General features: G+C 56.8%; 18 protein-coding genes. 7 read left to right on the forward strand and 11 right to left on the reverse strand.

All coding sequences use genetic code 11. The features are described 5' to 3' along the window. The first annotated feature begins 106 nt into the window (after nt 1-106). Both ACRWA7_RS28000 and ACRWA7_RS28005 read left to right on the forward strand, forming a co-directional pair. Nucleotides 107-898, forward strand: coding sequence for a hypothetical protein (locus ACRWA7_RS28000; protein WP_438393621.1), 792 nt, complete (start codon nt 107-109; stop codon nt 896-898). Nucleotides 899-1,199: 301 nt separating this feature from the next. Then, the gene (locus ACRWA7_RS28005; RefSeq protein WP_438393624.1) at nt 1,200-2,192 is read left to right on the forward strand and encodes a DUF3644 domain-containing protein; all 993 of its coding nucleotides are present in this window, start codon (nt 1,200-1,202) and stop codon (nt 2,190-2,192) included. Nucleotides 2,193-2,263: 71 nt separating this feature from the next. Here ACRWA7_RS28005 and ACRWA7_RS28010 read toward each other — a convergent pair whose 3' ends face one another. The 3 genes from ACRWA7_RS28010 to ACRWA7_RS28020 form a co-directional block, all read right to left on the reverse strand. After that, nucleotides 2,264-3,490, reverse strand: coding sequence for a hypothetical protein (locus ACRWA7_RS28010; protein ID WP_438393627.1), 1,227 nt, complete (start codon nt 3,488-3,490; stop codon nt 2,264-2,266). A 406-nt stretch (nt 3,491-3,896) separates the two neighbouring features. After that, nucleotides 3,897-5,084, reverse strand: a complete 1,188-nt coding sequence (locus ACRWA7_RS28015) for a hypothetical protein (protein ID WP_438393629.1) — start codon at nt 5,082-5,084, stop codon at nt 3,897-3,899. Between the two features lie 141 nt (nt 5,085-5,225). Beyond that, the gene (locus ACRWA7_RS28020; protein WP_438393630.1) at nt 5,226-6,521 is read right to left on the reverse strand and encodes a hypothetical protein; all 1,296 of its coding nucleotides are present in this window, start codon (nt 6,519-6,521) and stop codon (nt 5,226-5,228) included. A 1,335-nt stretch (nt 6,522-7,856) separates the two neighbouring features. On the opposite strand from ACRWA7_RS28020, the gene istA reads away from it, so the two are divergent. From istA to ACRWA7_RS28035, 3 genes are all read left to right on the forward strand, one after another. Further along, nucleotides 7,857-9,350 (forward strand): IS21 family transposase, encoded by a 1,494-nt coding sequence (gene istA, locus ACRWA7_RS28025; protein WP_438393632.1) that lies wholly within the window; start codon nt 7,857-7,859, stop codon nt 9,348-9,350. Beyond that, nucleotides 9,347-10,165 carry an IS21-like element helper ATPase IstB gene (gene istB, locus ACRWA7_RS28030; protein WP_438393634.1) on the forward strand — a complete coding sequence of 273 codons (819 nt, stop codon included), beginning with the start codon at nt 9,347-9,349 and terminating at the stop codon, nt 10,163-10,165. Before istA ends, istB begins: the two co-directional genes overlap by 4 nt. Before the next feature lie 522 nt (nt 10,166-10,687). After that, the gene (locus ACRWA7_RS28035; protein WP_438393635.1) at nt 10,688-10,831 is read left to right on the forward strand and encodes a DNA polymerase III; all 144 of its coding nucleotides are present in this window, start codon (nt 10,688-10,690) and stop codon (nt 10,829-10,831) included. A gap of 217 nt (nt 10,832-11,048) precedes the next feature. Here the strand turns inward: ACRWA7_RS28035 and ACRWA7_RS28040 are convergent, their stop codons facing one another. The 3 genes from ACRWA7_RS28040 to trfA all read right to left on the reverse strand — a co-directional run bounded on the left by ACRWA7_RS28040 (nt 11,049) and on the right by trfA (nt 14,632). Beyond that, nucleotides 11,049-11,774 carry an HAD family hydrolase gene (locus ACRWA7_RS28040; protein WP_438393637.1) on the reverse strand — a complete coding sequence of 242 codons (726 nt, stop codon included), beginning with the start codon at nt 11,772-11,774 and terminating at the stop codon, nt 11,049-11,051. 158 nt (nt 11,775-11,932) lie between these two features. Further along, entirely contained in the window at nt 11,933-12,652 is a 720-nt protein-coding gene (locus tag ACRWA7_RS28045) for a site-specific integrase (protein ID WP_438393639.1), read from the reverse strand. A gap of 972 nt (nt 12,653-13,624) precedes the next feature. Next, entirely contained in the window at nt 13,625-14,632 is a 1,008-nt protein-coding gene (gene trfA, locus ACRWA7_RS28050; protein WP_438393641.1) for a plasmid replication initiator TrfA, read from the reverse strand. Between the two features lie 521 nt (nt 14,633-15,153). Between trfA and ACRWA7_RS28055 the strand changes: the two genes are divergently transcribed. Next, nucleotides 15,154-16,122, forward strand: coding sequence for a hypothetical protein (locus ACRWA7_RS28055; protein WP_438393643.1), 969 nt, complete (start codon nt 15,154-15,156; stop codon nt 16,120-16,122). 215 nt (nt 16,123-16,337) lie between these two features. On the opposite strand, the gene ACRWA7_RS28060 is transcribed toward ACRWA7_RS28055, so the two are convergent. From ACRWA7_RS28060 to ACRWA7_RS28070, 3 genes are all read right to left on the reverse strand, one after another. Further along, nucleotides 16,338-16,811, reverse strand: a complete 474-nt coding sequence (locus ACRWA7_RS28060) for a DUF2214 family protein (protein ID WP_438393645.1) — start codon at nt 16,809-16,811, stop codon at nt 16,338-16,340. Nucleotides 16,812-16,860: 49 nt separating this feature from the next. Further along, nucleotides 16,861-17,703: a hypothetical protein gene (locus ACRWA7_RS28065; RefSeq protein WP_438393647.1), complete on the reverse strand. Its 843-nt coding sequence runs from the start codon at nt 17,701-17,703 to the stop codon at nt 16,861-16,863. Between the two features lie 302 nt (nt 17,704-18,005). Beyond that, the gene (locus ACRWA7_RS28070) at nt 18,006-19,070 is read right to left on the reverse strand and encodes a glycosyltransferase family 4 protein (RefSeq protein WP_060819778.1); all 1,065 of its coding nucleotides are present in this window, start codon (nt 19,068-19,070) and stop codon (nt 18,006-18,008) included. Nucleotides 19,071-20,007: 937 nt separating this feature from the next. On the opposite strand from ACRWA7_RS28070, the gene ACRWA7_RS28075 reads away from it, so the two are divergent. Beyond that, on the forward strand, nt 20,008-21,846 hold the full coding sequence (locus tag ACRWA7_RS28075) for an ABC transporter ATP-binding protein (RefSeq protein ID WP_060819780.1): 1,839 nt from the start codon (nt 20,008-20,010) through the stop codon (nt 21,844-21,846). 71 nt (nt 21,847-21,917) lie between these two features. On the opposite strand, the gene otsA is transcribed toward ACRWA7_RS28075, so the two are convergent. Next, nucleotides 21,918-23,297, reverse strand: coding sequence for an alpha,alpha-trehalose-phosphate synthase (UDP-forming) (gene otsA / locus ACRWA7_RS28080; RefSeq protein ID WP_438393649.1), 1,380 nt, complete (start codon nt 23,295-23,297; stop codon nt 21,918-21,920). Continuing rightward, on the reverse strand, nt 23,294-24,046 hold the full coding sequence (gene otsB / locus ACRWA7_RS28085) for a trehalose-phosphatase (RefSeq protein ID WP_438393651.1): 753 nt from the start codon (nt 24,044-24,046) through the stop codon (nt 23,294-23,296). The genes otsA and otsB overlap by 4 nt, the downstream gene beginning before the upstream one ends. Nucleotides 24,047-24,191: the final 145 nt, after the last annotated feature.

Consider the following 24,191-nt stretch of genomic DNA (forward strand, 5'->3'; position numbering starts at 1 on the left):
TCCATTGTCCTGTGCAAGGGCTCGCCTCCCGCCAAATGCACCGCCCCCCATGAATGAAGAATGAATCGACCTCGGCGAGCTAAAGTGAAATAAAAAGGAGGCACCTGTGGCAAAAGCTAAATCCGCGAAGAGTCCCGCCCCCAGCGGCGAGGTCTTGACAACAGTGCCGGTCCAGATGCTTATCGCAAATAGGGACCAGCTCGGCGCTGATGTTTTCCCGCTCCAGACAGGCGAGGCATTTGCATCAATCCCAGTCGGGGATGTCCGCCCCGGCAGCCAGATTACGTGGTATTACTCTGGCCCCGCCGGAGCGACGATGACGCTTTCGTTGAATCGCGTTCCGAATAGCGGAGGACATATCCACGCCGGTGGCCCGACCGGTTCCCTGAGTCGTACCTCGATCATTCTTGGTACGAAATACCCCCAAAATGAACCGGTGGTTTTCACCGCCCCCGATGCCGCTGGAACGATCGAGATCACTGGCGTCGCCTCGAAAGGGGGAAATACTACTGGCCAAAACCGAGTCCATATACCGGGATTTACCGCGCTCACGGGTGGCGTCGGTCTCACATTGACCGGAGGGATGCCTGAGCATCCCGGCAATCATTTCGGTTTGCCGGCATTGGTGCAGAAAATTCAGCAATTGGGTGCGCAATTTCACGCGAAATTTGGCAAAAATCTGTTCGTTAATGATATGAGTTTGCACGATGGGGGCCTTTATGACTTCCATAGTACATGGGCGCCCCCCCACGCAACACATCGGGAGGGACGTACCGTTGATGTCAATAGCACCTCGATGTCGAGCGAAGAGAAGGCGTTCTTTAAGGTAACTGCTACTGGTCTCGGCTTTCGCGTCGCGTTAGAAAGCACCCCTCCGCACTGGCATCTGACGATGTAGTGTCGTCGTCTAAAGATAACCCGAGGCGCGCCCATGTAGTCCGGCAGCGAAGTATCAGTCGAGTGATTCAGCGACGTTCGCTTACTATTCTACCCCCGCTTAATACCTGCTCACGCGCGAAAAGCCCGCAATACTAGTACCGCTGACTTTTTCCGATCTGAACGCCTGCGTTGCAGTTCTCTCCGCCGCATCGCATATACTGTTCGAAATGCTGATTAACCCTGAAATGCGAGAAGCCCTCACGCAATGACCGTTCGGCAATGGCGAGAAAAGCATGCTATAAAATTACAAGGAGACCAACTTGGCAAAGGCAGCAAACAAGCGGGTAAGGACGGTTGGGTCAATAGCAAATGAATTGATCAAAAAATCTCGCGAAGCAGCATTATCCGCAGTTCAGATATTTAACAGTCCATCGATCACATTTAAGTCTGAGACGTTTATTGTTTTGATGGTTATCGCATGGACGTATTTGCTTCACGCGCACTACCGAAAAAAAGGCGTTGAATACCGGTATCACAAAATAGCCGGTGCACGTAGGATTTTCGAACGTACAGGTCAAGGTGCTTTTAGGTATTGGGACCTCGCACAGTGCCTGAAAATTGGAGATTCACCTGTTAAAGAGAGCAGCGCGACGAACCTGGCCTTTCTAATTGGGCTGCGACATGAAATCGAGCATCAAATGACCACGCGGCTTGACGAACAACTGAGCGCTCGATTTCAGGCGTGTTGCCTCAACTACAACGATCTGGTCAAAAAACTATTTGGCGACGCACACGGCATTGACAAACACTTATCGTTCAGCCTGCAATTTTCCTCTATTGATACCGAGCAGGTGAAGACCTTGGACGATGCAAAAGGCCTGCCTGCTCATATCCGAGCCTATATAAACGCATTTGACGCCAAACTAACCGAAGACGTTTTTAATGATCCTAGATTCGCTTATCGCGTCTTATTTGTCCCTAAGAGTGTAAATAAGAAAGGACAGGCAGACAAAGTCATTGAGTTCATTAAATCTGACTCTGATCTGGCGAAAGATGTAAATCAGCATTACGCTGTGATCAAAGAAACCGAAAAAACGAAATATCTGCCTTCGCAAATAATCGAACTAATAAAGGATAAAGGCTTTAAAAGTTTTACCATGCATGACCACACTACCCTCTGGAAGAAAGAAAACGCGAAAGATCTGAAAAAGCATTTCGGCACATCGGTAGCAGGTCATTGGTATTGGTACGATTCCTGGCTTGAGTATGTGACAAATCATTGCCAACACCAGCCCGAACTCAAGCAACAGTAGCAGCAACTTCCTAAGAGGTGTGTCGCCATAGTGAGATAGGGTTGTTTGGGCGAACGGAGGAAAGCGTAACGCTAGTGCTTCCCGAGAAGTTCATTCATCATCTGAACCCTTTTTCTCGTCCGAATCGCCCGCATGGCTTTCTGAGTGTACGTACCTGAATCGCCCCTCAGGTTTAGGAAGTATTCGGTAGCACCGTGTTGAGCTAGAGAAACTTGATTGCAAAGATGTCCGAACCTACTCGGGCAGTTGGACATTCCAGGATTTACGATTTTCAGTTGTCGATCTCCAGATAGCGAAAGCCAATCAACCAAAGTTTCGTCAATGTGTCGATCGCCAAATCCATAACCAATGCATATCAGTTCCGATGCATAGTTAACATATCGGCGAAACAGTTCCATAAATTCAGGTGGCGCAAGTTGATGCGCCTGTGGTGTAAATTTGTGCGCCCCCGAAAGCAGCGTATTCCGCAGAAATTGTATTTCACCATGGGAATCAATGTAGATATTTTCATTTATCGCGCGAACGCCATCCCTTTTCCCCAGCGCTAGATCGATTGAGCTTATTAAGGCGAGCTGCTGAGCATACGAGCTAGGGTCGCCATTTTTCGCAGCAATCTTAACGTAACTTAACTCGTCACCCTGTGCAAAAATATCTAACGCGCCATGTATTTTTATAAGATTTATACCGGCCTCGCCAGGCTTGAAGAAGTGATAGTCGTTTGCCTCGATGCTAGCGCGAGATAGTCGCTCGAAACTTACACTCTTTGATTCTCCATCACCGGCTCCCATTTCTATTTCGACAGCCTCTTTAAAACCTGATCTTATTGGGATAGAGAATTTTCCGGCTAGCAACTCTATTATGAGGTCGTGATTTATTGAAAATATCCATAAGGGTTTATTCTCTTCGACCAATTTGGTGATTCCACTAAAATCATCTAAGACGCAGGCTGAAAAAGCGAGATTTTTTATTTGCCGCTCCATCAAAAGACCACGAACTGCTTGAAGCAGGAATCCATTTATTGCGTGCAAATTTCGACGTTTCTCTTGATCCCTCTCACGGGAAAACGCAACTTCGACTGCACCAATAATGTTTTCATAATGCATATCTTTGTTACTCAGGAACGAAACAAGCATCGAAATCAAGTCGTCGCTCCAGCCCCCTCCCTGTGCCCGCCATAACGCATTAAAGCTCTCTAGCTTTTCTTTCGGAAGCCACCTTTTCAATTCTGCGGTCAACTCACTAACCAACTGCATTCCACAATCGAATGACGCCCCTGCACCCAGAAACAGCGCTTGCATAGGAAAACCTTCAAAAATTAACGATATGAAACTGCATCCCCATTTCCCACGATGAGTGCCCAGTGTCGATTGTTATCGTCCGGCTGCCATGCCTTGGGTAGGATACCGACTCGCGCGGCGCTTCAGGCCGATCAGGGACGTTCGTCGGATAGAAGGACTTTCGCACGGTGCCCCCCGGAAATTAGAATAACGCATAGTAACTCCGTAGCCGCCAGGATTTCGCGAGTATTGGTCATCGCGTCTCTGCTCCGGGCATTTAGAGGCATGGATTGTCCACGATTCAATTGCGTTTGGTGAAGGTCTGTTTGTGGCGCGGTCTTTGCCTGTCGTAATCCCCAGGCGGGTCATCACTTACGGCGATGCTAGGTGAGATTGCTATGAGACAATCGTTTATCCGCTAATCCATTTAGTAGACGCGAACAAACGGATCAAGCTTCTTAGCTACAAAGTGGTTCGGGCGCCATCCACTTAGTAGCTTTTCGATAAGAAATGTATCCGCTAGGCTGGTCAGCACTCCGACAACTGGGTTCATGAAGCCCGCCCCTGTCGTCAATGCATATCGAAGAGTTTTTCCCTTTATGCCTTGGACCTGGTCCTCGGACAAAATTGCTTTCATATATGCTGAGACCAAATTCTCATCGATATTCACTGAAGTAATCCAGTTCTTGAATCGGCTAGCGCTGCTCAGCAATTGCAGGAATTCATCGAATGAGCGTTCTCCAGAGTCTATGCATTCGGCTAAGCTGGGTGCATCTGGAAGAATGACATCGACGAACTTTTGTTGGGAATCCGCGTGCTCCTTTGTGCTCTGAAGCAGTTCGACGTATCGAAGACGGATCAGAGACGAGGCAACCTCCGAAGTCACGAAGTCACCACTATAGTGAGACGCCATTGCCAAATCTGCTCGCGCCTCAAGAATCGTGGTCAAAAGATTGGCGATCGTCACTGCCTCCTGAGGCGGCGCCTTAGCGTTGCGATGCGCGTTAATTTCCCCAAAATCGATGTCCGAGAAGGCGCACACCCCATTAGGTAACCGAAGAAGCTCAATACTCAGTGATTGGTCGCCATCAAAATACCGATCATCAGCGTGGAGAATTGCCTGCCGAATGGCGGTTTGCATATACACATCGTCGCCGAGATCAGATCGAGCCGCCTCGGGGATACCCCCCTTTACAAAGTGGTTTCCCGAAAGCTTCCGTGCGACGACCAGATCTACAAACCACAACGAGAACTTTCGCGCGTCCTTGCGAGCGAATCCCTTGCGCTCTAGTTGTAAAGCGATTCGATCGTATGGTGTCGCCAATTTGCCTTTTTCGTGCCCGGACATAGTTACCGCGGCGAAGTCGTAAAACTCAGTTACCCCTACTTTGTTTGTGACCGTGGCGAGAATCTCGTCGCAAAACACCGCACTCACCTGTGGAAGGTCGAGAAGGGTCTTTAGGCGCGGAAGACCGATTTGGTGTGCAAGCCCCACAAGCGTGCCGGGGTCAAGGACAAGATGGACGCCCTGATAGTAGAGAAGCGCCTCTGCGATCTGGCCGACCGTCACCAAACTCCCGTTTTCCGCCCGTCTCAGGACGACCTTCTCGAACATATTCGTTTCCGCCGTTGATTGTGCAGCCCAAATTGTTGCGTCCGGGACGGGCGATCCTACGACCGCCCAAGGATACGTTTACGGGTAGTTCCCGGTGTCCGGCTATGCATTACAGAAATGCCCCCGCCGGCCTCCTTACGCCTATTCTGCTTTCTCGTCCGTTTCGATCAATTGTGCTTCTTCTTGAATGATGCGAAAGCACAGCCACCGCAGCTTGCCAAGTAGGCTTCGCTCAAAGACTGTAAGTCGGCTTTTCCCGCGGTGAACAATCTTGGACCGAATATCGTAGATTTGGCGGAATTGAACAAGTATCTCTGCTCTTTGAGTATGAGTTTTTGCGATAAGGTAAGCACAGCGGTTTGATAGTAGCTCGCCCAAACCGGTCTGGTCAGATGAGGCTTTATCGCCGAGAAGAATCTCAACAACGACGGCGGCTTGGACGAATTGGAGCAGCTCATCGTTGCCGCAATAGCTGTCGAGAAGCCATTGTGCGGCAAGGATGAGGTGCTTCGCGCGCTCTGCGTTTCTGTAGATCGCACTCATAGTGTTGAGTTCTATCTTAATGCGACGCACGAAACTCTCGTCTGTGCCCGAATGGCCATTAAGGTCGTCCATGACCAGACAGCGTATTAGCTCGGAGTGACGCGTCTCCAGATTCTCCGCTTCCTGAGGGATCCAGTTGCCATCTATATGCCTGTGTACGTAGTATTTTTCAGGCGTGGAGTACAAGTTGTAGGTCCAGATGGGCTTCATTAGACGTTGTGCAATGCAAATGCCAAAAAATGATCTGATCGTATCGATTGCCTGCCTTTGCGGCTCGGTAGCAGAGTATTTGCCACAGAAGCCAGCGATTCTTATCTGTAGATATGCGGTGTCATTTTTCCATTCGGCTGGGGTTTGACTGGAGAGCAGACCACCGCCGGCGATGGCTTCATCCCGTTTTGCAATTCCAGAAATTAACGGAAACTCATCTTTCAGGGATTCGCCTTTTCGGATCGAAATGGTATCCGAGATATCGAACTGCCCGACATGCTCGCAGAATAGACGGCTAAACGCAGCGGGCAGCGCTGCTGTGACAGTGTATTGCCAAGGCAGCGAATTGAACTCAGTTACTAGCCTGGATGCTAGTGAGCCGAGATCTGCGTAGGGTTCGATTTCTGACAGCGGTTTGACTTCGCCACTTTCATACACCTGTTGCTCAAAGAGCTCTCGGGAGAGAGTTTCCGACACGAAGTCGACGAATGGCGATTCACCGATGTATTTTTTTAACGCTTCCTGAACTTTACCTGTCTGCGGCAAGATAGCGTCGAGCCCGATAAGGCGATCCGATGCACCTGAGCCTAAGAACATTCGGTTTCGGACTTCGATCTGACCGAGCGCTTGTGTCAGCGTTGCGGCTAACTGCGCCAAACAATTTTCATGGAGTTTGAGTGTCATTCGCAGGTCAGTTTAGTTTTTTGCGTCAAAATAATGTCCGTGAATATTTTACGGTCTCAATGTGCAGCATGCCGCAAATTCGTCGAATCGCCGCGTAACGGTCCCGACGGGCTCTGATGCCCGAGGATGAGCCGGGATGGGACGCCAGAGGCGAGCCACGAGTGGCGTGGCAAGATCGCATCTGTGTTATCCACCAAAGAGAAATTTAATGGCGTTGAATACGTTGAAGCAATCGCTTCGATCGAACTGTGACGGTCAAAGTCACTTCGACGGATTGATCCGAAGCGGCGATAGATTAGGCGGAAGTGCACGCTGCTCCAGGAAATAGATTTCGAGCGCTACCAATGGCAGACCAGCCCAGAGCGGGTGTTGCCTATGTGCATTGCGGTCTTACGTGACCCGTCTGAGGAAACGCTCAGGCAGTCGCAAACGAGTTAGCCCGCCGCCTCCTTGTCTCTTGGAGAAACGGAGATTTGAATCGTGGACTATCTTGGATTGTTTTTGTCTCGGTGCCTTCGTCGGCGCCGTCGCGACCCTCGGCCTGCGGTTTGCGAGCGACATGCAGGCGGCACACCACGGCGTCGGCAGGACAACGATTAGACCGGGCGGGCGCGACCCTTGAGGCTGATTCCGGCACCTGCGATCATGGATCATGGCGGGCCGCCACCACGCGCTGTTCGATGCGTGCGCTAACCGCCACGCTGTGAGCATTTCACCCCAAGCGCGACTAGATAACCTCAAGGGGGTGAGCATTTCACCCCAGCGCAACCCTGAATGTCGCACCGGCGTGCGAATAAAAAACGGCACAAGGTGTCGGCGAAAAAATTCTGACCATCCCGAGGGTCGGGCCAGAACTTAAGAGACTTCCGTTATCGCATCCTTAACGCGGGGCTCAGGCCATTACTTCAGACTGATATGGGGCGCTAACTATCGCTCCACCATGCCCGCGTCGATCAGTTGGGGTTGCCTCGGGTGAAATACTCACATCCCCTCGGGGTTATCTAGTCGCGCCCATCGCCTCTTAGCGCTCTTGAATGCGATAACTGGGCTGCGCAAGATCAACCGGAAAACATAATGGGCGTGCCGAATAACATAAAGCTGACCGAGCTGCTGGCGCAATCCGCCCCGTCTGTACCATATGCCGACGAGATGTGGGCGCACGCGCAACCCCTGTGGGCGGCGACAATTGTCTTGGCCGGTCGTTGACGATTGCTTTGGCCGGTGGTGAGGAGTCGTAGGCGGCGTAGCCGCCGGAGACGACGAGCCACCGGCAGCGCTGTGTCGGCGGGGCTTTAGGATGGGCTGATCGAAGCTTAAAGAAGAAGCGGTCAGCTCATGTCTGGAACCCGCATTACCGACCAACAGGTTCGTCTCTACATGAACAAGCGCAAACACCATTCTCAGGAAGTCGCTGCCGCCAAGACCGGTATCAGCGTGCGCACGGCACGCCGGATCGAGCGCGATGCCACGTTGCCCTCCCAGAAGCCGCGTCAATCTTGGCGGACCCGCCCTGATCCCTTTATCGACGTATGGGACAGCGAAGTCGTACCGTTGCTGCGCAACGCGCCCCACCTGATGGGCATCACGATCTTGCGCAAGCTGCAGGATGATCATCCGGATCGTTATCCCGACAGCATGCGTCGCACGCTGGAGCGACGTATTCGCCAGTGGCGGGCACTCGAAGGGCCTGACCTGGAGGTGTTCTTCCCCCAGGAGCATCAGCCCGGCGTGCGTGGACTGTCGGACTTCACCGATATGAGCAAGCTGTGCGTGACGATCGGTGGCGCCCCGTTTGGCCACCGGCTGTATCACTTCGTACTGGCGTTCTCGCGCTGGGAGTATGCGAACGTTGTTGAGGGTGGCGAGAGTTTCGAGGCCCTCGCAGCGGGATTGCAGAACGCGCTATGGCAAGCGGGTGGCTGCCCGCGCGAACATCGCTCTGACAGCTTGTCGGCTGCCTTTAAGAACCTGACGGAGCAGGAGGACTTCACGACGCGTTACGCAGCGCTGCTCGATCATTACGGCATGGAGGGTACGCGCAACAATCGCGGTCTGGGTCACGAGAATGGCAGCGTGGAATCCTCGCATCGATATCTGAAGGAAGCGGTCGACCAGGCCCTGATGCTGCGGGGCCATCGCGACTTCGCGGACCGGGCGGCCTACGATGAATTCATCCGTGAGGTGGTGATGCGCCGAAACCGGCGCAACGCTGCGGCGTTTCGCATTGAGCGCGCACAGCTGCAGGATTTACCTGAACGCCGTACCACTGACTTCGTCGAGGAAGAGGCGCTCGTGACCCGTTGCAGCACGTTCACCGTGCGCGGCATCCTGTACAGCGCGCCGTCGCGCCTGATCGGCCATCGCCTCAAGGTGCGTCTCTACGGTGATCGGCTCGACTGCTATCTGTCCGGCGCTCTGGTGCATAGCACCGCGCGAGCTTCTCGTGCCGCCGACAACCGCCACGCGCTTGACTACCGACACTTCATCGACTCGCTCAGGCGCAAGCCACAGGCATTCAAGGGGCTTGCGTTTCGTGATGCACTGTTTCCTCGCGAAGCCTATCGCCGGACCTGGGAGCAGTTGGAGGGGCAGCTGTCGCAACGTCAGGCCTGCAAGAGCATGGTGGGTCTGCTCGAACTCGCGGGACACCACGGCGTTGAAGCGCTATTGGCCGAACGGCTTGAAGCGTTGCTCGCAGCCGGTGACCTGCCCGATCTGAAGCAGTTGCGCGACGAATTCGCGCCACGTCAGGCATTGTGCCCTGAGGTGGTGGTCGAAATGCCCCCCGTGGCGATCTATGACGAGTTGCTCGACCAGGTGGCAGCATGAACGCTCCCGCCCACGACAACGGCCGTCTGGCCCTGATGCTCAACGAGCTACGTTTGCCGACCATCGGCAGGTTGTGGCCCGAGTTCGCGGAACGATCCGACAAGGAAGGCTGGCAGGCCTCCCGGCTACTCGGCGCATTGCTCGAGCACGAACTGGCTGAACGAGCCAAACGACGTATCGAGCGCCACCGAACCGAGTCACATCTGGACCCGACCAAAACACTTGCGACCTTCGACTTCGGCATGGTGCCGATGGTCTCGAAGGCGCATGTCACTGCGTTGGCAACCGGAGAATCCTGGCTGGAGAAAGGCGCAACGATTCTCCTGTTCGGGCCGCCTGGCGCCGGCAAGAGTCATCTGGGATCAGCCATAGGACACGCGTTGATCGACGCTGGCTACCGGGTGCTGTTCACGCGCACCAGCGAACTCGTCCAGAAGCTTCAGGCTGCACGCCAGAGCCTGCAATTGCCATCCGCACTTGCGAAGCTCGATCGCTTCGATCTCATCATCCTCGATGACCTGTCGTACGCGCGCAAGGATCAGGCCGAAACCAGTGTGCTGTTCGAACTGATTGCCGAGAGGTATGAGCGCAAAAGTCTTTTAATAACGGCCAATCAGCCGTTCTCTGGCTGGAATGATGTGTTCCCCGACCCCGGCATGACGGTCGCAGCCATCGACCGGCTCGTCCATCACTCGACGATCTTCGAGCTGAACGTCGAAAGCTATCGCCGTCGTAAGGCCAGCGACAAACAGAGCGCGCGCCGGCGACAATTACCCGACGACAATTACGATGGAGGCGCGACAACTATGAATTAGCCAGCGACAACTACACCCGTCGACCGGCCAAGATAGTTGTCGCTGATCGGCCGTGCTGCTTGACGCCGTCTACCCCTGGGCCGTGAATTCGGCGCGCGCTCTGCAATCCTGTTGGTGAACCTTGAAGCAACTTGCTCGGATGCCGAGCCAGCGTTTGACATGGAAACTATCGAGATTGGCGCGTGCTCGATCGGCGCCGATAGTTTGGTGCTAGATCGCTTCCAGATGTTTGTGCGCCCGGTTGTGAATCCGTAGCTCACTGCGTTCTGCACGGACCTGATCGGAATCAGGCAGGCTGACGTTGATAGTGCGCCGCTGTTTCCAGCCGCCGCAGATGTGCTGCGCGCCTTCGTGGCAAAGCATCAGCAGGCTTGTTCAGTCTGGATAAGCTGGGGCGCATACGATCGGAAGCAGATCGAACACGACTGCGAGCGGCATGGCGTCTCCGCGCCGCTCGTCCTGCCGCATCAGAACGCGAATCACCCGTTTACGAAAGCATAGCGGATTGGCAGGGAGGTAAGCGTGGTGAAGGCGTGCGAGCCGGTCGGCCTGACGCTCGCCGGTACGCATCACCGCGCGCTTGACGACGCGCTCAACATCGCACGGCTGCTGCCTTGGGCGTTCGGTGACCGCATGCGAGTATCAAACCGTGAGGGAACAGGCTGAAGCGGATACAGGCCCCCGCGCGCTTGGGGTTATTTGGTCGCGCGTGGAGTACTCACACCTTGCCTGCTCGCTCGGGTTGGCCGTTCGGATTTTCTATCAAATGGGGCAAGCCCGCCCGCGGGCGAGTCAGGCCAGAGGCGAAGCTCGCGGGAGCTAGTGTGTCGGGTTCAGCACCCTTGCTACGGACCGGACTGTCCACAGCTTGCTGGTGTGCCTATCAAAAAAAGTCGTTAGCGCGTGGCAACATGTCGAGCGTCATCATGGTTTGCGCCTTCGCGAGAAATGTGCCGGTCCGGTCCAGATGCAGCGCGCGCATGCCAACGGCGCGGGCACCCTCGTAGTCTGCCTGCAGAGTGTCGCCGACCATCAGGGCGTCTGCCGGTTCAACGCCAAGCGCTTCGCACGTCCATTGAAAGATGCGCGGATCCGGCTTCAACGCTCCGACTTCGAACGACCACGCATACACGTCCAGTTCGATCGGCAACAGCCGCAAAAGTGGTTCCGCATAGGGCGCAGCCAGATTGGATACGACGGCGAGTTTTGTGCCACTCGCCCTGACAGCTTCGAGTGCAGCGGCCACTTCCGGGAAAAGTTGAATGCTCGCCAGCTCGGCCCGCAAATCTGCCTCCAACTGGTCAAGGTCAACTTCTTCGACATGTAGCTCGCTTGCTGCCTGACGTAGAGTGAGCGGGCGCGTCATCAGCAGCTCGCGCGCCTGCGCGCGATCAGGAGACAGACGGGCCAGCTTCGCAAACGGCCCGCGCTTGTCGCGGATTTCACATAGGGTTCCGAATGCATCGAGCACGATTGCCCTGATCGGGCGCCGTGCTTTTCCTTGTCGATCGATCATCGTTAGAGCTCCGACTTGTTCGGTTTCAGTCATCCGTTCGCCTTTCGAGCATCGAAGTTCGCCCTCTGAGCGACCGGTCATCTTCAAATCCATAGTCCATGACGCAGCGCTGCGTCATGGACGAGGCCCGCAACGTATGGCAACGAAGCCAATGACGCAAGCATGCGTCATTGGCGACGTGTAGCAGGCCGTCGCGCGCCCGAGAACTACCGTTCCCCGAGCGGACGACGCATGCTTGCGTTGTCGCTGTGTCATGGTTTCAGCTTAAGTTCATGTCGCTTCGCGCTCGCGATCTTAAAGCGAGAGAGCCGGTCGACTTTCGGGGAATGTTTGATCGGTCGGGAAGTTTGAATGTGCACAGCGAGTGCTTGCGCTCGGCCACGGCTCTTCCGTCCATGGATAGCGTGACCGTATTTTCCAATGCTGTAGTCGGACAAGTGCCCCATGAACTTGGCCGCCTCTTCCAGTTGCACATTGGGATCCGCCTTGAGATCCGATGCCATCTGGTGGCGAAAGCAATATGGACTCACCCGCGTTCTCAAGGTTGGAAATACACTTTTCCCGAGAGAAACAATGCTGTTGTAGAGGTAATCAGCGTTGTGAGTGACTTGGAATTGCCCGGTACCATTGACCGAATTCTGTGCTGCCGATACCTGGAGAAACGTCAATGCCGCGTTAGCTTCGGCGTTTATCTTGAATCCGTAATGCCGCTTGGGCTGGCCACGCTCGCGCCCTCCGGCGTCCGTACATTTTGCCCCTACTACTTCGACCACAAGTAGGTCTCCACGCAAAAACGTGCGCACACCCTGTTGGATTTCTGCAGGGCGACATCCGGTCAACCAGAGTACAGCTAAAGCGGGGAGCAGTTGTGGCCGAGCATCCCGCCATTCAGGTTCGGATGCACGTTCCCACATGAATTCACGCCAGTCAGATGGCAGTGATTTGAGTGCTGATTTTTTAGCTTTCCCCATCGTCGTCGGCTCCGTATAAGTTAGTTTTCTGATTCCGGTGGTAGCTGTTGTGGTGGATTTCGATGTGGTTAGAAATCGGCTGGAAACCACCCCCGAGTTGCTTCGCACCTCGACCCCTGAGGGGTGCGAGTTTGGCAGTTTCCACGCACAACTCGCCATGCATTCGCATGTCTGAGTTGCGCCCGAAAACAGCCAAGCCCCCTCTTGTCCGACATGAATTTCGGACAAGAGTCCGACACGATTTCGGCACTGTAGAAATCTCCCTTCCGTTGGCAACGAACATGGAGTTGATGACTGCCTTGAACCGGCCTCGACAGTGGAGAGTTACCGCCCGCGAACCATTGATGTGCCGGGGTGATCGTTGGTTCCACGCCCGCTCGTGGACACTGCCGCCCCGCTGGCCGACGCGCCGCACCCGACCACCAGTTCCCTGGGAGCATCGCCTTCAGCCTGACGCGCAGCGACCTGCGGCTTGCCCAAGAAAGAATGCAGATCGACGATTGCCCCCTCTCTGCAAGCCAAAAAGGCGCCTATCACCAATCGCTGTTTCGCGCGCGCCGTCGCGCCCGAATCGAGCCGCATGGGGACCCGCGTCGTAGACGTGGGGAGAGCGGCGGCCTGCCTGAGGCGGGCGATCCGGCTGAACGGTTGTGAACCGGCGGCGTTTCCGTAGTGGTTGATCATGCGCCGCAGGTGCGCACTTGTTCTGCTTCATAACGAGACGGGCTAACCCGGTAAAGAATTTTCACAGAAGTTTTCCACAGCGCATCGGCGGTTTACAGTTAAGAAGGGTTAGTAAACAGTTAGCGTTGGCGGAGATCGGCTGCTCAGCCTTTGTCTAAAAGGGATTTAAGAAAGCCGCCGGTCGGTCAAAGGTCATGTTCCAGTCGGTCAAAGGTCACACCCTGGTCGGTCAAAGGTCATCCTCGGTCGCTCAAAGGTCACACTCCGGTCGGTCAAAGGTCATACTGTCTAATCAGATGGCGGGCAGCTGCTCAAGCGCTTGACCTTCACGAGATCATCCTGGCCAAGAGACCAGTCTTTCAAAAATTTGACCCGTTTCAGTTCGTCCAACGCAACTTTGACAAGCCCGCGCAGATGCTTTTGCTTGGCTGTTGTCAGCCCTGCCCCCGCCTTGATCGTCTCCAGCCTGATGGGAAACGGGGCTTCATGGCTGGCAAGATATCCGTGTAACCACGTTGCGAGCCCATCGGGTAGATCGAGGCGCTGTTTCCACTCAACACGTGTGAAGTAGCCTTTTGCTCCGTAAAGCTCGATCAGCTGCTGAGCCAGTTGCACCTTGTATTGCTTGAGCGTCGTGCCCGTTCGCGGATCGCACCACTCGAACACGGGGATCATTGACATGGCGATGCCAGCGTCACTGCCGTCATCGCCATCTCTACCGCCTAGGCGTTTCGCTATCACTTGGAGAGACGTGGCTTGCATACGAGTCAGGCAATCGCGAAGACGGGTGTAGCTTTGACTTTTCACCGGCCATCCAATCGCGATGAGAAAAGAACGCGCTGTAAACTGCACGGTGTCACCGAGCGGCCGTAACTGTGCAAGTTGAATGAGCTGGAGCCAGACGGTCTCATCGTCCTGCCGGAGCTCTTCGCCCGTATAGATCACTTGACCCTCGCCGATCACATAGATCTCGTGCCGTTTCAGGTACTCGCGCTTCTGGCTTCTATTACGGGCGTTGAACAATGCGGATCGAAAAATTTCATTCGGTAGCGCTCGGAACGTCGCGGGCCAGAAAGGAAGCATTAACTGTCGGGCCGCGTCGGCGAAGGCTGTTACCGCGTCAACCTTCGACGTCCTCTCTCGTTCCCTCGCCAACTGCGCATTTGATTTCTGCACAATCAGGGAACATTGGGAAAGAATTATGTCGCCCTTAGATTGCGTCAAGCCAGCGGCCGCTCCATCGTGACCAGTCGAGCGCGAGCGATTGCCGGTGTTGGACGCGAATACGTCACTCATCATTAACTCGACCAACGCTCACTTATTGCACATCTGACTTACGCCGGCGACCACGGCGCAAACCCAGGCTATACGCATCTGGCGTCCTGTTGGACACAGCCGGAACAGGCAACATGCCATCTATCCATGCGCGCACATCTGCGACACGCCAGCGCACGCAGCGGTGCTCGCGGATGACGGGATCAGGGACCTTCCCTACGTGGAGCCGAAAATTGAAAGCCGCGCGGGTGACGCACAGCAGAGCAGCGAACTCATTTGCGTTGATTAGCGCCTGTGGACCCAATGTATCGAACTCCGCACGGAAGTCCTTCGCCTTTTGCGCCGAGTTGACGGCGCTAGGTTGCGGATTATTGATGGATTGCTGTGCGGACCATTTTGCTTGCATTTGCTTCCCCTAAATCGCTATTGCGAGGTGGAGTCACGATACGTAAGATCGACCCGTCATCGTAATTGCGTTGTGCGCGAGTTAGGCTATGACTGCTAGTCGAAAAACCATCGAGTACAAGTGTGGACAGGCGGCCGTGAGCAGCCTGTTTCGTCGCATCCTGAAAAGAAGTGGACTGACACAAAAAGAACTTGAAATCCGCCTGCGCATTGAGCGGGCCGATGGGAGTAATTACGGGAAATACCTGCGCGGTGAGCAGGTACCCTCTTGTGGGCGATTCCTACAGTTCGTTCGCGCGGCCCGGCGCGAACGCTGGTTGACCCTAGATGAGTTGCAGGAACTCGGGATGAATGACGCCACCGCGGTCGCTGCGTTACCCGATGACATTCAGAGCGCTCGGAAGAAGGCTCTTGATCTGTTCCTGGACGGTCAGGATCGCATTTTGATTGGGCTGTTGCCCATGTACGTTCACGGCTCACGCGGCGAGCGGACACACCGCCCCCCCATAGACGGCGCCGAAATGGCTCGTGGATATGCCAGGTGGATCGCCGAAATTGAGCTGCTTGGTGGAAAGGTCACGCACAAAACTTACAAACTCGAGCCCACTCAAACGGATCTCGACGTGGAGCAATGGGAAGCCGAGCAAGCGAACAAGGCATGGAAGGCATGGCAAGCATCATTGTCTGACTTTCAGCGCGAATTTGAGCTTGCTCACATGGACTATTTGGTCGAACAGCAGATACTGAGCGAGGCCAACGCGGAGGAAGGATACTGCGACGCTCCCAAACCGCCGACGCCGCCGCTACCCGCTCACCACGTGGAGAACGTAAGAGAGCTGAACCTGTGGTTCGGCGGACGCGATTACTCCGCCTACCCCTATCGCCTCGTCCATGAAGATGAGGTCACCATTTACTGGCGCGGCGATCCTACCCAAGGCCTCCAAGGGCTCGAATCGTTTAGCATTCGCCGCGCCGCTCGCAAACGTAGAGCCAAAGCCGCCGAAACACAAGCGGCGAAGAAGGCAAAGCGGGCAATCAACCGCGCTGCATCGTGTCGGAGTGGCGCAAAAGTGGCGCACCAGCTAGCAACAGCGGGCAATACCTAAAACCTCCCGGCAATATCAAATCCTTGTAAAATCAAGGCTTACGACATTTCGATGTCGTATTTAAGGGGTTATTTTCGGGTTCACACGGCAGGGGTCACAGGTTCAATCCCTGTACCACCCACCAGGATTTCGCGGTTGAGTTTGCATCGCGTTGAAAGAAGCCCTCGGCGCAAGCTCGAGGGCTTTTTCTTTGGGGCGCCGCGCATTGCGAACTTTCACCCCGCCCAAATCCCGCGCGCCATTCCAGTTGCGGCAATCACCATCACGATAATCAGGCCGGCCTCTGCATCGCTCATTGCGGCGTATTTGCGTGCCTTGCCAAGATCGATTGCGGCGCCACGTCCAACGCCCATCCGCCATTTGATCAACGCCATCATCGGCGAGATTTCGATCAAGAGAATCAGCACAAGCGCTGTCATTTTCAGATGGAAAAGCGGCTCGTGAAGATAATAAGCACCTCCTTTTTCGAAACCACCGAACGCGCGCGTCGCGCCTGTCACCAGCAGGATCAGTGCAGCGACGCCCCAGATGTTATCGGCGCGAAAAACCTGTTTGAGGCGCGCGGAATTGGCGTTAAGGGAACTGGCGGGATCAAGCTGACGCAGCGCCCTCGCCCGGCCGAAAACCGATGCAAGCGCAAATCCAAACGCCAGCAAGTGAATGGCTGCGAGACACCATTGAGCGAGCATGCGTTCTCCTTGGCCAATCAAACATTGAACCGGCAAGCCGAGAGGTGCGCTAGTTCAGGCTTTGCCCCAATGAAACTTCCAGCGCCCGCGCCGCCTTCCGATCGCCTTCGCTGCTGAGCGGCGTGCGGAAAACAGTCTTGCGGTTATGCCCGGCGGCCGCAGGTGAATCCCACAGCAACTCCATTCTGGCGCGTGCGGCGCGTCCGAACAAACCGCGCTTTGCGGGCGTCGCGGTACTGACCGTTTCGCTATCGCTACCAGAACTACCGGAGCTGTCGGACGACTTGAAACCGTCCGGCCACTTCACCGACAACTCCCGCGCATCGTACTGACCGAGCTTGCGGCTTTCGGCCCAGACCACGGCGGTGCGGGTGGTGTTATCGATGGAAATGGCATAGCGGCCAATAGCGAATCTGCGCGCGGCGAAATTCGAGCGCCAGAGCGCGCGCGGCCGGCAAATCCACAGCACCACGGCATAGAGCGCGGGTGCGACGAGCAGCCAGCCGTTGGTTTGCGCAAGCGCGTGCAGGGCGCTTTTCCAACCGGCGGTCCACGTGAAAAAACCCACCGACCAGACAGCGAACACAAAACTCAGCAGCGCGAGCAGCCGCAACGCCTGCCGCAACCATTGCGGCAACGGATGAAGCGGCCGTTCAGCACGAGCCCGCGCCCCCGGAAGGAACAACAAGAGGAACAGGAGAACAAGGTTGATGCAAGCCCACGGCGAGGAAGTCATCGCACGCATGGACGACAAATAGCCCATTTGCGACATCGAGAACATCCAGCGCGCGACGAGCACGAGTCCGATCGCGCGCAGTGCGAAGACGGTGCCCGCACCCGCAGCCGCCGCGACCGGTGCCGGTCTCGCACTATTTTGCTTCGTTCTCGCCAAAACTTCGCTCCTGTTCACAACTGTCCCCGTTCGCACGATTCAAATATTTGCCGGCGCGCAATGTGATCCTTGTTGGAACGTCCACGTTCAACCGTCCATTTCCGCCAGTTTCGCCCGCTTTCGATAAAGCCAGCACATTATAGGGAGAATGTCGAAGCTGCCATGAGGCTTGCCCCTCCAACCCGCCGATAACCCATGCAGCCTGGACTTACAGTGTGTCAAAACAACAACGCCCCGCGCGCCTGAGGGCGCACGGGGCGTTGTTCGATCACGCGCGTCGGTGACGCGCATGAAGCCCGGACTTAGCTGGCGTTGACTTCGCGCAGCACGGTGCGGCGCTTCGTGCGGAGCAGTTCCTCGTAGGTCTGGACGTAGCGGGCCGCCATGACCTTCGACGAAAAACGCGTTTCGAACGCCTGGCGCACCTTGGCGCGCGGCAGCGTATGAAGGCGCTTCACAGCGGCGATTGCGCTGAGTTCATCTTCCACGACAAAACCCGACACACCGTTTTCGATCACTTCCGGCACTGAACCACGATTGAACGCGATGACCGGCGTACCACACGCCATGGCTTCGATCATCACGAGACCGAACGGCTCCGGCCAGTCGATCGGGAACAACAGCGCGTGCGCGTTGCCGAGGAACTCCGTCTTCTGCTGCTCGTTGATTTCGCCCACATATTCAACATGCGGCAGCGCGAACAACGGCTTGATCTGCTCTTCGTAATAGGCGCGGTCGGCGTTATCGATCTTTGCGGCGATCTTGATCTTCATGCCCGCTGCGCCGGCAATACGAATTGCCCGGTCAACGCGCTTTTCCGGCGAGATACGGCCGAGGAACGCCAGATAACCCGGCTGCACGTTGGGAACCGGCGTCAGCAGGTTTTCCGGCAGGCCGTGATAGACCGTCGAGAGCCAGTTGGCTTGCGGCAGCGGCTGGCGCTGGTTGTCCGATATCGAGACGACGGGCGCTTCGTTGAACGTGCTGAAGATCGGCTGCAGTTCCGGCAGGTCGAGACGGCCATGCATGGTCGTCAGGAACGGTACGGGCTGACGCGAGAACAGCGAAAACGGGTAATAGTCGATGTGGAAATGCAGCACGTCGAATTCGTCGGCGCGACGGCGCACTTCTTCCAGCAGCAACATGTGCGGCGCCATGGTGTCGCGAATGGTCGGATCGAGGCGCAGCGCTTGCGGCCAGAACGCTTCGAGTTTCGCGGACGTTTGCGAATCACCGCTCGCGAACAGCGTGACGTCGTGACCGGCCTCAACCAGGGCTTCGGTCAGATAGGACACCACGCGCTCCGTGCCGCCGTAGAACTTTGGGGGAACGGCTTCGTGGAGAGGCGCGATTTGAGCGATTCGCATGTCGAAAACTCCTAATAATGTCAGGCAAATTGATGCGCTTGGCATCGGTCATATTTAATCAAGCGAATCGCCCACCCGGGCCCGGCACCATGCTGGTTGTCCAGTGAAATGGCCGGAAGCACAAGAAAAACCGCGATGCTTCGCTGTTGCTTGGGTGTTTCGGCGTACTCGAATATTGAGCCATCAGCCCTTTTTCTTCAGGCGTCTGTTTCAGAGGGTGATCCCAAAGAGCAAGATCGGGTCCATCTCGTAAAACCGGCGCACCTAGCGATAAACGCACAACCTGCGGGGCCGTTGACCGGAACCTACAAGAAGCTGTCAAAAAATCTAAGGGGAAACCCGCACGAAGTATCGAGGTTTTTACACAGCTTTCAAGCCCACATTTCAACTTATTTACGTTGTTACAGCGTCGATACACTTTGCAAGCCCTTGTTTATCAAGGATGTTCTACATTGTACGAACAGTCGCAACGCACCCTGGAAATACCCGGGGGAACAACCTCGCCATGATTTCGCCAGCCCGCAATGACCGGCGCGACCTTGGCTGTCATGTCGACCAACGCGATTTCGCCTACAGCGGGACCGCCACGTGCTCATACCCTGCGCAGGAAGTTACAGGAAGTATTCGGCCGTTCGCCGGGCGACCAGGCGAACGACGGCAAGTCATTCGCGCCAAGCGGCGAACGTTGCACAAGTTCCGTCGCCGTCGGGCATCGGTATCCGTCAAACCGGCCCGCTTTCGCTGAAATTGCGCCTGTTCTGATGGATAAGTGCCACGGAAAGGCCTACACGAGACGATTTGGCTCGCTACACTGGCTACAATTCAACCTTGTCGCTGTGCGGCTTTGGCTGGATTGCCGGGGACTGCCCGACGCGCCCTGTTTGTGGCGACAGCGAAGCACCGCGCTCAACCGCTCTACTCGACCTAAAACGACCAATTGGACCAACTCACAGTCTCCCAGCGTAACGTACACAACGCGAAGCTAGCGAGCTATGCGCATCGCCCGCTTGCGTTCCTGTTCCGTTACATCCGTCGGCATCCTGTCGCTCATACCATTGTGCTGGTCAGCGTGCTGGCCGCCGTTGGTTGCGCGCTCGCCTCGCAGTACGCGATCAAGCATCTGATCGATGTGCTCGGCCAGGGCCGCGGCCATCCCGGCCCGCTTTGGGCTGCGTTCATGATCCTGGTCGGCCTGATCGCCGCCGATAACCTGCTATGGCGGGTTGGCGGCTGGGTCGGCGCGCATGCGTTCGTCGTGGTGACGGGCGACTTGCGGCGCGATCTTTTTTCATATCTGAGCGGCCATTCGCCAACCTATTTCTCCGAAAAGCAGCCCGGCATGCTGGCGAGCCGGATCACGGCGACATCGAACGCGATCTACACCGCCGAAAACACCATGGCGTGGAACGTGTTGCCGCCGTGCATCGCGGTGATCGGCGCGATCTTCATGATCGTTGCGGTCAATCCGCTGATGGCCGGCGGCCTGTTGCTCGCTTCCGCCATCCTTGCGTTCGTGCTGTACCGGCTTGCAGGGCGTGGCTCCGCGCGGCATCACACGTTTGCGTCGAAGGCGGCTTCGGTGGACGGCGAACTCGTCGATGTCATCGGCAACATGGCGCTCGTGCGTGCGTTCGGCATGACCTTTCGCGAGCAAAAGCGCTTTGGCTCGACGGTCAAGGCCGAGATGGTCGCGCGCCAGCAAAGCTTGCTATATCTCGAAAAATTGCGGCTGTTCCATGCGGTGGTCACGGCAATCCTGTCTGCAGGACTGCTCGGCTGGGCGCTGTGGCTGTGGTCGAAAGGCCAGGCGACTTCCGGCGACATCGTGCTGGTCAGCTCGCTCGGCTTCACCATCCTTCACGGCACGCGGGATCTCGCCGTGGCGTTGGTGGACGTCACGCAGCACGTCGCGCGTCTTTCGGAAGCCGTGCAAACATTGCTCGAACCGCACGGCATGCCGGACCGGTCGGATGCCACCGAGCTCGTGCCGCAAGGCGGCCGCGTCGACTTCGAAGAGGTGACATTCGCTTATCCGCGACGCCGTCCGATTCTCGATAAATTCAACCTGCACATTGAGCCGGGTCAGCGCGTCGGGCTGATCGGCAAGTCGGGCGCGGGGAAATCCACCGTGCTCGCGCTGCTGCAACGCTTCTATGAAGCGCAAGGCGGCGCGATCAAGGTCGACGGACAGGATATTTCGCTGATTACGCAAGATAGCCTGCGGCTTTCCATCGCGCTCGTTCCGCAGGATATCTCGCTGTTCCATCGGACGGTGTACGAGAATATTGCGTATGGCCGGCCCGAAGCCACGCGGGAAGAAGTGCTGGCGGCGGCTCGCGAAGCGCGCTGCACGGATTTCATCGAAGCCATGCCGGAAGGCTTCGATACCATCGTCGGCGACCGGGGCGTGAAGTTGTCGGGCGGCCAGCGCCAGCGGATTGCCATCGCTCGCGCGATTCTGAAGAACGCGCCCATCCTGCTGCTCGATGAAGCCACTTCCGCGCTCGACAGTTCCTCCGAGGAAGCCATCCAGCAAGCGCTCGACCGGCTGATGGTCGGCCGTACGGTGATTGCGATTGCGCACCGGCTGTCGACGCTGCAGGGCTTCGACCGGATCATCGTGATGAGCGCGGGCAAGGTGATTGACGACGGATCGCCGCAGCAATTGCGGGATCGTCCGGGGTTGTATCGGGAATTGTTGTCCAAGCAGCACGGCAAATTGCCGCCAACCACCATGCCCTCGCAGCAGATCGCCGCCAAGGCCGAACAAACGTAACGGGCTTCTACCAACCGTCCACGCTTCGAAAAATCCGCTTCGGTTTTCATACCGAAGCGGATTTTTTTATGTCATGCCTGAAGGTCGCGCATGAAATTGTCGCGCCAGACCGAAACGTTGTTCTCGCGAAGTTGCGTGAACATTTCGGCGTGGCGGGCGCGGCGTTCGGCCAACGGCATGGCGAGCGCCGTGGCCAGTGCATCGGCCATGCCGGCAATATCGAGCGGATTCACGATCAGCGCGCCGTTTAGTTCCTGCGCCGCCCCAGCGAATTGCGACAAGACCAATACGCCTGGATCATCCGGATCTTGCGCCGCGACGTATTCCTTGGCGACGAGGTTCATGCCGTCGCGCAAAGGCGTGACAAAACCCACATGTGACGCGTGAAAGAGCGCGGCAAGCACGGGGCGCTCGTACTGCCGGTGGATGTAGCGGATCGGCGTCCAGTCCAATTCGGCGTACCGGCCGTTGATGCGCCCGGATTCCGCTTCCAGTTGCAGGCGGATGTCCTTGTAGGTGTCCATGTCGGCGCGCGTGGGCGGCGCGATCTGCACGAATGAGACGTTATTGCGCTGCGCAGGTTCAAGTTCCAGCAGCTTTTCGAACGCGCGAAAGCGCTCGACCAGACCCTTCGAATAATCCAGGCGGTCCACGCTCATGATCAGCTTGCGGTCGCGCAGCGTGGTCTTCACGGTCTGCACTTCGCGCCCGCTTTCGCCGTCCTTGGCAAGCGCGGCGATTTCATCGGGATACACGCCGATTGGATAAGCGCCCGCCCGCAACGTCTTGCCAAAGGCGCTCACGGCATTCGGCTCGCCCGCAATGCGCGTGACCGTGCCGTTCGCCTCCGTCTCGATGTAATCGCAAAACGCGCGCAAATCCGGCGCGGTCTGGAAGCCGAGGAGATCGTAGGAACACAACGCCTCGGCCAGCACGCGATGACGCGGCACGCTCAGCAGAACCTGCGACGCTGGAAACGGAATGTGCAGGAAGAAACCGATGCGATTGGTCACGCCCTCGTCCCGCAGCGCCTGTGCAAACGGGATCAGATGATAGTCGTGGACCCAGATGACATCGTCGGGTTTGAGCAGCGGGGCGAGTTGCTTCGCGAGCCATCGGTTCACGCGGCAATAGCCTTCGAATTCATCGCGATCGAACTGGATCAGATCCGGCCGATAGTGAAACGCGGGCCAAAGCGTGGCGTTTGAAAATCCGCGGTAATACTGGTCGTAGTCACGCTGCGCCAGCCCGATGGTCGCAAACGTCACGCGCCCGCGCTCTTCGAGCTTGATGGCTTCGGGCGCTTCGGCCACCACGTCGCCGCTCCAGCCGAACCACATGCCGCCGGTTTCCTTGAGCGCGTCATACACGCCGACTGCAAGGCCGCCCGCAGCCGGGCCGCCTTCGGAGATTGGCGCGACGCGGTTCGAAACAATGATCAGGCGGCTCACGAACGCGTTCCCTGAATGCCGGCCACGCCTTGCAGCCACGTGAGCAGCGCACCGACTGATTCCAGACGCGCATGCGCGAGGGTATCGCCCGCGCCCACCTTGATCGACAGGCCGTTACGCTCGTTCACGACCGCGAAGCCCTTTTCGTCGGTCAGATCGTCGCCCACAAACACCGGGCGGCGGCCCGTAAACGGCGGTTCGTCGAGAAACGCACGCACTGCGCGACCTTTATCGACGTCCTTTGGCTTGATCTCGTAGACCATCTTGCCGGGCTGCAGTACGTAGGCATCGGCGTATTGGGCGACGAGTTTCTCCGTCGCCTCGCGCGCCGCCGGGCCGCGATCCGGCGCGTTGCGGTAATGCAGCGCGAGCGCCGCGCCCTTGATCTCCAGCAGCATGCCGGGATTCGCCTTCATCACGTTTTCGAGCACATGTTCCATGCGCATCAGGCGTTCGTCGTTGAATCCCACGCGATGCACGTCCGCGTTCGAATCGCGGCGCTCGGCGCCATGAAGACCGGCGACCGGAATATCCGGCATATTGAGAAACGAGTCGATGCTGTCGATCCCGCGTCCCGACACGATCGCCACCGCGCCGTTGGTCGCACGACGCAAGGCGTCCAGGATCGGCGGTACGGCCGGCGAGACGACAACGCCATCGGGCGTGGAAGCGAGTTCGACGAGCGTGCCGTCGAAGTCGAAGAAAAAAGCGGTCTCGGCGAGCGGGAGTTTTTCAGGAAGGTTTTGCATCGATATCTGCCTTTAAGCCGTGACGGACCGGAAAAGTGTGCGCATGTTACCGCGCTTTGTCGCTGCATCCGGACGTCCTTGCAAGCCGCACGCCCGCAAAATGGATTCGCAAGCCGGTGATCCGCCAGTCTGCGGCAAAACGTCT

The organism is Caballeronia sp. DA-9 (genome assembly GCF_051615025.1).
Lineage (GTDB): Bacteria > Pseudomonadota > Gammaproteobacteria > Burkholderiales > Burkholderiaceae > Caballeronia > Caballeronia sordidicola.

Bases quoted from the DNA above. Each gene is read 5' to 3' on its own strand.
- ACRWA7_RS28010 (WP_438393627.1), bottom strand. From the start codon at position 3,490: ATGCAAGCGCTGTTTCTGGGTGCAGGGGCGTCATTCGATTGTGGAATG.
- ACRWA7_RS28015 (WP_438393629.1), bottom strand. From the start codon at position 5,084: ATGTTCGAGAAGGTCGTCCTGAGACGGGCGGAAAACGGGAGTTTGGTG.
- ACRWA7_RS28020 (WP_438393630.1), bottom strand. From the start codon at position 6,521: ATGACACTCAAACTCCATGAAAATTGTTTGGCGCAGTTAGCCGCAACG.
- istA (WP_438393632.1), top strand. From the start codon at position 7,857: ATGTCTGGAACCCGCATTACCGACCAACAGGTTCGTCTCTACATGAAC.
- istB (WP_438393634.1), top strand. From the start codon at position 9,347: ATGAACGCTCCCGCCCACGACAACGGCCGTCTGGCCCTGATGCTCAAC.
- ACRWA7_RS28040 (WP_438393637.1), bottom strand. From the start codon at position 11,774: ATGGATTTGAAGATGACCGGTCGCTCAGAGGGCGAACTTCGATGCTCG.
- ACRWA7_RS28045 (WP_438393639.1), bottom strand. From the start codon at position 12,652: ATGGGGAAAGCTAAAAAATCAGCACTCAAATCACTGCCATCTGACTGG.
- trfA (WP_438393641.1), bottom strand. From the start codon at position 14,632: ATGAGTGACGTATTCGCGTCCAACACCGGCAATCGCTCGCGCTCGACT.
- ACRWA7_RS28060 (WP_438393645.1), bottom strand. From the start codon at position 16,811: ATGCTCGCTCAATGGTGTCTCGCAGCCATTCACTTGCTGGCGTTTGGA.
- ACRWA7_RS28070 (WP_060819778.1), bottom strand. From the start codon at position 19,070: ATGCGAATCGCTCAAATCGCGCCTCTCCACGAAGCCGTTCCCCCAAAG.
- otsB (WP_438393651.1), bottom strand. From the start codon at position 24,046: ATGCAAAACCTTCCTGAAAAACTCCCGCTCGCCGAGACCGCTTTTTTC.